This is a genomic window from Gordonia sp. (in: high G+C Gram-positive bacteria) (assembly GCF_049299075.1).
GTDB lineage: Bacteria > Actinomycetota > Actinomycetes > Mycobacteriales > Mycobacteriaceae > Gordonia.
On the sequence record NZ_JBAQWU010000511.1, the window covers coordinates 1 to 8644 of the forward strand.

Annotated in this window: 6 protein-coding genes and 1 pseudogene; all 7 read right to left on the bottom strand. The window is 66.7% G+C overall.

The window, feature by feature from the left end; all coding sequences use genetic code 11:
* On the bottom strand, positions 1 to 1236 hold a 1236-nt coding region (locus tag WAW85_RS16165; RefSeq protein ID WP_422560609.1), incomplete at its 3' end, for a DNA polymerase IV.
* A 95-nt stretch (positions 1237 to 1331) separates the two neighbouring features.
* Complete coding sequence (locus tag WAW85_RS16170) at positions 1332 to 1547, bottom strand: hypothetical protein (protein ID WP_422560610.1); 216 nt, start codon at positions 1545 to 1547, stop codon at positions 1332 to 1334.
* Positions 1548 to 1861: 314 nt separating this feature from the next.
* Positions 1862 to 3070 (bottom strand): DUF3500 domain-containing protein, encoded by a 1209-nt coding sequence (locus tag WAW85_RS16175; RefSeq protein WP_422560611.1) that lies wholly within the window; start codon positions 3068 to 3070, stop codon positions 1862 to 1864.
* 94 nt (positions 3071 to 3164) lie between these two features.
* Complete coding sequence (locus WAW85_RS16180; protein ID WP_422560612.1) at positions 3165 to 4058, bottom strand: phosphatase PAP2 family protein; 894 nt, start codon at positions 4056 to 4058, stop codon at positions 3165 to 3167.
* Positions 4055 to 7213 (bottom strand): isoleucine--tRNA ligase, encoded by a 3159-nt coding sequence (gene ileS, locus WAW85_RS16185; RefSeq protein ID WP_422560614.1) that lies wholly within the window; start codon positions 7211 to 7213, stop codon positions 4055 to 4057. Before ileS ends, WAW85_RS16180 begins: the two co-directional genes overlap by 4 nt.
* A 359-nt stretch (positions 7214 to 7572) precedes the next feature.
* Positions 7573 to 8433, bottom strand: a complete 861-nt coding sequence (locus WAW85_RS16190; RefSeq protein WP_422560613.1) for a hypothetical protein — start codon at positions 8431 to 8433, stop codon at positions 7573 to 7575.
* Positions 8434 to 8466: 33 nt separating this feature from the next.
* Positions 8467 to 8644, bottom strand: a pseudogene (locus WAW85_RS16195) (cell wall synthesis protein); the annotation flags it as partial.

Genomic DNA, 8644 nt, shown 5'->3' on the forward strand with positions numbered 1-8644 from the left:
GCCCTGGACCCAGCCGTGCCCGTACTCGGGATGACGGACGTCGGTGCCCGTCGACCACGGCAATGGACCTGCTGGTGCCGCAGGGTCTGTCACCGATTGGCCGACCGGGTCGAGGGCGATCGCGGAAGTGGTGTCGGCGGGCCGGTCGCCGAGGTCGGGAAAAAGACTGCCCTGCTCGCTTTCGGTGAGGCCGGAGTAGCCGACGCCGACCAGACGGATCGGACCGATTTCCAGCGGATCGAGGACGACGCGGTGCGCCGCCGCAGTCAGTACGTCCAGGTCAGCGCTGGCGGCCGGCATGGTGATCGATCGGGTCACGATCGACATGTCCGCGCGGCGCAGCTTCACCACCACGGTCCGGGCGCCGCGCCCGTCGTCGCGCAATCGCCGATGCGCATCGGCGGCGGCGACGGTCACCGCGGCCCGCAGTCGGGCCAGATCGACGATGTCGACAGCGAAGGTCGATTCGGCACTGATCGACTTCGAGACGGCCCGCTCGGCGACCGGCCGGTCGTCAATCCCGCGGGCCAGCAGATGGAGCGCCGGCCCCACGGTGCCGCCAAGGATCGAGGCGACCTCCGACGAGTCCAGCGCGGCGAACTCGCCGATCGTCTCGACACCGAGTCGCGCCAGCCGGTCGCCGGACACCGGACCGACCCCCCACAGCCTCCGCACCGGCAACGCGTGCAGAAAGTCCAGTTCGCCGCTCGGCGCAATCACTGCAATGCCATCGGGTTTCGCCTGGTCCGAAGCGATTTTCGCGATCTGTTTTCCCGAACCGAAGCCCACGGAGGCAGGCAACCCGATTTCGGCGCGGATCGCGGCCCGCAGCCGACGGGCGAAATCATCGGCATCGGCCACGCTGGCACCAGCTAGTTCGGCGGGCTCGGCAAAGGCCTCGTCGAACGACAAGGTTTCGATGACCGGAGCGAACCGGCGGATCACGGCGAAGACCCGTTCGCTGACGGCGCGGTAGACACCTCCGCGGGGCGGCAACACCACTGCCGACGGTCCGACCAGCCGACGTGCTTGATGCATCGGCATGGCGGAGTGGGCGCCGAAGGCCCGGGCGGCGTACGACGCGCCGGCCACCACCCCGCGGCCACCGGCCCCACCCACCAGGACCGGCCGGCCAGCCAGCGTCGGCCGGGTCAACTCTTCCACCGACGCAAAAAAGGCGTCCATGTCGATGTGCATGACCCAGCGCGCACTCGTCTCACTCGGGTCATTGGCCACCTGCTCATCGTATCGACGCGTCGTCGTCGCGCGGCACCGCGAAGACCGAGCGTGCAGCGGCGCAATGGTCGGCACCTGACCTCCACCCGCGGGCGTCAGTAGCCCTCGGCCCGGGCACCGTCGTTGTTCGCACACCACGCCGCCACCGCCGGGTCGGCGCTGGTAATCCGGCCCATCTCCTCCCCGCCGCTGCAGGTCAACAGGGCGAGGGTCAACTGGTCTCGGTGCCGCGACACGATCGCGAAGTAGGCACCGGAGTCTGCCCAGCGTTGCAGGCGCTCAACTGCGTCGCACGCAACATTCTCAGACATGATTTCCACGCTAGTCCGGGTCGACCACCTGCGGGAACAGTCTGTCCAGCATCGAACACTTGTTCTTTGTCGGAGCCTCGTCGTATCGTGACACGCGTGTCGGACATATGTTCGATGCACCGCGTTATTTGAGAACTTCATCTCTCACCCGCCCCCTCGCGGGTGGCCGCACTCCCCGGGATCGGAACGCTCGCGCCAGGAACCGGGATGACCCGCGGACATCGCCCCCTGACGTCCGTACTGTGCGGCCACCCATCGAGGCCGCTCGTCAGTGTCATCGACACTCGCTGCACCGCGGCCCCGACCACGAGAGGCTAGTTGCCTGGAAGGTTGCCCGCCGGCGGACCACCGCGCCCGCCCGGGCCACCGGTCATCGCTGACGCGGCCTGCTGGATGACGCTGCCCGCATAGTCGTTGCCCGGATCACGGTAGATCGTGTGGATGTGACCCCACCCAGCCGTTGTCACGCCGACCACATCGGCCTGCGCGGAGCCCTTTTGGCTGGCGAGTTCGATGTACACGTCCGGCCCGGAGATCTGGTAGTAAATTCCGTCGCCTTGAGTCGGATCGTAGGTGGTGGCACCGGACCAATTGACGTAGGTGGTGTCGAGCGTGGCGGAGATCTTGTCCAGCGCTGCCTGCGTCGTCTGCTCATCGGACAACCCGACCCAGTTCGCGATCACCGTCAGCAACAGCCGCTTCTGCTCGGCGGTCAGGTCGCTGCCCGGCAATCCGGTGCCGGTCGGGTAGGTACAGGTGCTGCCCGGTGCGCACACCATGTCGGCGACCTGCTCAGCCTGGTAGAGCTTGGTCTTCTGCTCGTCGGTCAGCGAGTCGTAGAACGCGAACCCGTCGGTGAACATGCTGGCCAGCGGCTGCATGGTCGTGCCATCGGCGGCCGTCCACACCGCTGGCTGGGTACCCAGGTGCGTCGGCGCAAAAGTGATCGTATCGGCGGGGCCGTCGAGCGTCCCATTAATGCCGAGATGGTGGCCTCCGAACTGCAGCTCCCACGCCGAGCTGTCGGACGGATCTCCGAAGAAGGCGATGTAGTACTGGCCGAGCGACTCCTCGCTCGACGTGCTCTCGTCGAGCAGATATTGGTCACCTGCCATGATGCCGTTGACCGTCGCATACCCCTCATCGCTGAGCAGCGCCTGCAGCACAGCTAGTGCCGCGTGCTTCTGGTCGTCGTTCAGGTCGTGCAGATTGAGTCCGGCACGGTCGACAAAGGTGACCGGAAAGTTCGACCACGAGGTGGTCTTGGACTCGTCGTCGTAGCTGTAGCCGACCTTCTCCTTCTGTTCCTCGCTGAGCGTCGCCAAGAAAGTCTCGGCGGCAGCCGTCGTGGCGGCGATCGTTTCCTTTGTCGTCGAGGACGATGCCGCCGCGGCGTCGGTGACCGACGTCGAAACCCCTGTACTCACCGACTCCGCAGCGGTCGAGCAACCGCCGAGGGTCAGGGTCGCAGCGAGCATGGCGGCGGTAATCCACCGGGACTTCTTCGTGTTTGCAATCCTCATATCGAAGAAGGTAGGACTCGAGACTCCACCCAGCCTGGACGAACGCTGGGAGCTTCCTGGGAGCGCCTCGCGCTGCGACACGCGGACGACGACACTAGGACGGCCCGGTGCTGACCCTGCGCGTCTCCAGCCGATACCACGACCACCAGGCCAGCAGGATTGCCAGCACTGAGCCGACCGACGCCAGCGACTGCGCGGCCACATAGATGTTGAAGTCGGCGTCGGTGGAGCCGGGTTCTTGGCCGATCCCGGCCTGACCCACGTAGACGCCGGCGGCACCCACGATCACCACGTACGCCACACCGAGTCCCACGAACAGCCCGCGTACAGGTGCGCGCGCGGTGTCCGGAACCCGCTGCACCATACCCATCCGCGCCAGAATCAGCGCACCTACCGCGGCGGTCAACACCGCGACGGCATCGGCGCCGAGCGTGTCCGACAACCGGTGCCAACGCGCAATCACGGTGTAGGCGCCCACCCCGACAGTCCACGTCGTCACCAGCAGCATGGCCACTGTTCGCCACCGCCACGAGACGACGAGCAACGTCGCGCAAGCGACGCACATCGCGACCGTCGTGTGGCCGCTCGGGAAACTGTTATGCAACCAGTGCGACGGAGCGTCTACCAGCGGTGGACGCGTCAGCACGACGTCTTTGAGCACTTCCGTGATCACTCCGCCGCCGACCACCACGCCGACGGCGATCCCGGCCAACCGGAAACCGCCGCGCACCCAGCCGACCACGGCCAGAATCAGCACCGCGAGAGCCAGGCTGGCGACGGTCAACGACGCGAGCACATCGTCGGCGGCCGTCACCTCATCGGCTTTGACCTGGTACGCGCCCCGCAGCGCGGCGTTCTCCACCCGCTGGCCGGTGTATGTGCGCACGGCCGCCGCGTAGACGGCGACGAGCACCAGCAGCGCGCCGGCGGCAAGCCCTGCCCAGCGGGCCCCAGATGGGACCCGCCGCAGCCCGCGCTCGTTCCTCACGCCTTCGCGACGTCGGCGGTGATGCCCTCACTCAGTTCGAGTGCTCCCGGGCGGTCCGTCTCGACGGTGAACGACGTCGCCAGGATCTCGCCGGCGATCAGGTCGGCATGCGTGCGGGCGGTGGCCACACAGGCGGCAGGCACCACGAGTCGTACGCTGATCCGGTCGGTGATGTCCAGGTCCAGCTTGCGGCGCGCATCCTGAAGCTCCCGGATGCGATCCTTGGCCCAGCCCTCGGCCTCCAGTTCCGGGGTCACGGCGGTGTCGAGCACCACCAGACCGCCACCGTCGGGCAGTTCGCCGGTGGACTCCGGTGCCGTGGCCACCAGTTTGCGGGTGAATTCGTCGCCGCGCAGCTCAATACCGTCGGCGATGACCACCGGTTCGGCGGTGTCCTCGCTGATCCGCAGCTCCCAATCGCCGGCCTTGACTGCCTTGATCACCCGCTGCACATCCTTGCCGATCCGCGGTCCAGCAGCCCGAGCGTTGACCGCGACTTCGATCTTTCCGTGCGCGTCGACGTCGGTGCTCAAGTCGACGTTCTTGACGTTCATCTCCTCCGCGATCAGCGCGGTATACGGTGCGAGCGCCGCCGCGTCGGGTGCCGCCACCGTGAGAGTGGCCAGTGGCAGGCGGACCCGCAATTTGTTCGCCTTGCGCACACTCGAGGCCACTGAACAGACCGACTGCACGGTGTCCATCGCCGCGACCAGCGTCGGATCGGCGGGCAGTTCGTCGGCGGCCGGCCAATCGGTCAGGTGCACCGAGCGCTCCCCGGTCAACCCCCGCCACATAGCCTCGGTGGCCAGCGGCAGCAGCGGCGCGGCCAGTCGCGCCGCGACCTCGAGCACCGTGTACAGCGTATCGAAGGCATCCGGCTGCTGGTCCTGCCCAGCCCAGAAGCGGGCGCGGGACCGTCGCACGTACCAATTGGTCAGTGCGTCGCAGAACGTGCGGAAACTGTCGCAGGCACCCGCGATGTCGTACGTGTCGAGCGCCTGAGTGATCTCATCCCGAGTGACGGCGAGCTTGGCCAGGATGTACCGGTCCAGTACGTTCTCCGAGTCGGTCCGCCACGTCGCTGGTCGCTCCGCGTACAGCTGCAAGAAGCTGTACGCATTCCACAGGGGCAACAGCGCCTGCCGGACGCCCTCGCGGATGCCCTCCTCGGTCACCACCAGGTTGCCGCCGCGCAGGATCGGGCTGGCCATCAAGAACCAGCGCATCGCGTCAGAGCCGTCGCGATCGAAGACCTCGTTCACGTCCGGATAGTTGCGCTTGGACTTGCTCATCTTCTGACCGTCGTCGCCCAAGACGATGCCGTGGGCCGCCACCGTCTTGAACGCGGGACGATCGAAGAGCGCCGTCGCCAGCACGTGCAGGTTGTAGAACCAACCGCGTGTCTGACCGTTGTACTCGACGATGAAATCGCCCGGATTGTGCGCCACTTCCCCGGTCGCAGGATTGCCATCGAACCAGTCCGTGTTCTCGAACGGATAATGCACCTGGGCGTACGGCATTGAGCCGGACTCGAACCAGCAGTCCAGTACCTCTGGGACTCGCCGCATCATCGACTTCCCGGTCGGGTCGTCCGGATTCGGGCGCACCAGGTCGTCGATCACCGGGCGATGCAGATCATTCGGCCGCACCCCGAAGTCGCCCTCCAGTTGGTCGAGGCTGCCGTAGACGTCCATGCGCGGGTAGGCCGGATCGTCGGACACCCACACCGGAATCGGCGCTCCCCAGTACCGGTTGCGACTGATGTTCCAGTCCTTCGCGCCTGCCAGCCACTTGCCGAATTGACCGTCACGGATGTGCGCAGGCGACCACGTGATCTCCTGGTTCAGCTCCAGCATGCGCGGCTTGATCTTGGTGACGGCAACGAACCACGACGGCACCGCCATATAGATCAGCGGCTGGCCCGAACGCCAGGAATGCGGGTACGAGTGCTCGATGGTCTCGTGCCGCAACACCCGCTGCGCGGTCTTCAGATCCTTGATGATGTTCGGGTTCGCGTCGAAGACCATCTGGCCCTCGTAGTCGGGTACCAGGTCGGTGAAGCGGCCACCGGGATCTAACGGTTGCACCACCTCGATGCCGTGCGCCGTGGCAACGTCCATATCCTCTTCACCAAACGCCGGCGCAAGGTGCACGATGCCGGTACCGCTGTCGACGGTCACGTAGTCGGCGGTCAGGATCCGGTGCGCGTTCGGATGGCCCTCGAAGTACGCGAACGGCGGCGTGTAGGTCACACCGGCCAATTCGCTGCCGAGGTGGGTTCCCACCGTCTCGACCTCGCCCAGTTCGCGCGCGTAGGCGCCTACGAGCGTGGTGGCCAACAGATACTCGGCGCCGTGCGCGGTGCGCAGGTGGCTGTACTCGGTGTCCGGGTGCACCGCGATCGCCAGGTTCGACGGCAGTGTCCACGGCGTCGTCGTCCAGATGAGGGCGTTGACGCCGTCCAGCGGCATTCCGGGCGCGCGCAACGGCATGGTCACCGTGAGCGCCGGATCCTGACGCATCTTGTACGCGTCGTCGAGCTTGGCCTCCTGATTACTCAGCGGCGTCTGCTCGTACCAGGAGTACGGCAGCACCCGATAGCCCTGGTACAGCAGCCCTTTGTCGTACAGCTCCTTGAACGCCCACATCACCGACTCCATGAAGTCAAGGTCAAGGGTCTTATAGTCGTTGTCGAAGTCGACCCAGCGCGCCTGGCGGGTGACGTACTTACGCCACTCGCCGGTGTAGCGCAGCACCGAATCTCGGCAGAACTCGTTGAACTTGTCGACGCCCATGACTTCGATCTGCGACTTGTCGGTGATCCCCAACTGCCGCTCGGCTTCCAGCTCGGCGGGCAGCCCATGGGTGTCCCAGCCGAAACGGCGCTCGACGCGCTTACCGCGCATGGTCTGGTAGCGCGGCACGATGTCTTTGACGTAGCCGGTCAGCAGGTGACCGTAGTGCGGCAGGCCGTTAGCGAACGGCGGGCCATCGTAGAAGACGAATTCCGGCGCGTCACTGCGATTGGCGATCGACGCGGCGAAGGTGTCGTCGGTGTCCCAGAATTCCAGGACCCGTTCCTCGACCTGCGGGAACGATGGCGCACCCGGGCCGCGGCCACCGGTCAAATCGATGATGGGATACACCCTCGACATCGACGATGTGCCCTGCGCCGTATCCCCGGCAGCATTCTGGTCGACGAACTCGTCGGTCATTTCGGTGGACTCCTACCGTGCCTGCGCGTCGGCTCTGCAGCCGACTTCCTGGGCACGGGGACGCGGACGCCACTCTAGCGTGACCGCGCGGTACCACCCCGCTTGCGCTCACCGGCAACCGATCGCTCCGCCGGTCAGCGCCACTCGGTGAAGGCCGATGCCCTCACGGCACCGGACTTCCGCGGCGATGTCGGGCCGCACCCGCCCGGCTCTACTGGGGCATACCGCCAACGTGGCCGGGTGCCTGTTCTTCCGGGAGCTCCCCGGTGATGGCCGGATCCACGCTCTGTTCGACGATCTTACGCGTCCGGATCGACGATGGTAATTTTGGGCAGCGGACCGGTGTGATCGTGCACGACGATCCCCTCGCTGCCGAGGTCGGCGGCCGGCTTCGGTGCCCGAATCCGGCCGGACGGCGGTGCCGCGACCGGCGGTTGACCGGCCTGATTGACCGGCGCCGCCGGTACCCGTAGGCGTTCGGCGGCAGCCGCCTCGGTACGACGACGACGTCCCACATACGGCGAGTTCGCCGGGATCGGTCCAGTCGCCGGACTCGTGTTGCGGTCCCACTGCGTTTCGTCGACCGACGGGGCCCACGCGCGGGGCTGCTCGGCTCCCGCCGGTTCGGGTATACGCGGTGCGGGGGTCGGCGCGGGAGTCGCGGACGACGCTGACCACGAATCTGAGGTAGGGACTTGTACCGGGAACGAGCCGGTGATCGACTTGATGTAGTCATGCGCATCACCGGTCACCAGTGGGCCGCTAATCACCGGCTTGTCGGCGCCTGCCACGGACCCGGTGTCCACCAGCGCCCCAAGTCCGCTCCCCGACGTGTCAGTGTCGGCCGGGCCAGCGGTGTCGGCTGCGGTCTCGGCGACGACGGTGTCGAACCCGACTTCCGTGGGGCCCGCATCGTCATCCGGGCCGGGTAGCAGCGGCTCGGAGCGCGACTCCGAAGCCTGATCACGAATGGTGAACCGGGGCGGATCCTCCGTGCCGGCACCCTGCCGGGATGACCGCAGGATGTCCCAGACGAGCAGCACCAACCCCACCGCGCAGACGATGATGCAGGCCACAGCGACCCAGAAGTTCGATGTGATCAGCGCAGCGACGAGCAGACCGAATCCGATCAGCGCCGCAGCCAGTGCCAAGGTCAGCATTGCCGCCCTCTATCCCCTCGACGAATACTCGAACTACTGCTGGTAGCCGGAGTCCGAGTAGCCCTGCTCCACCGGGGCCGCGCTCCCGCGCTGCTGCAGCTCGGCAAGCTGCGACTCCAGGTAGGAATTCAGGCGCGTACGGTACTCACGCTCGTAGATCTTGAGCTGCTCGATCCGACCCTCCAGCACCGTGCGCTGCTGGTTGATTGTC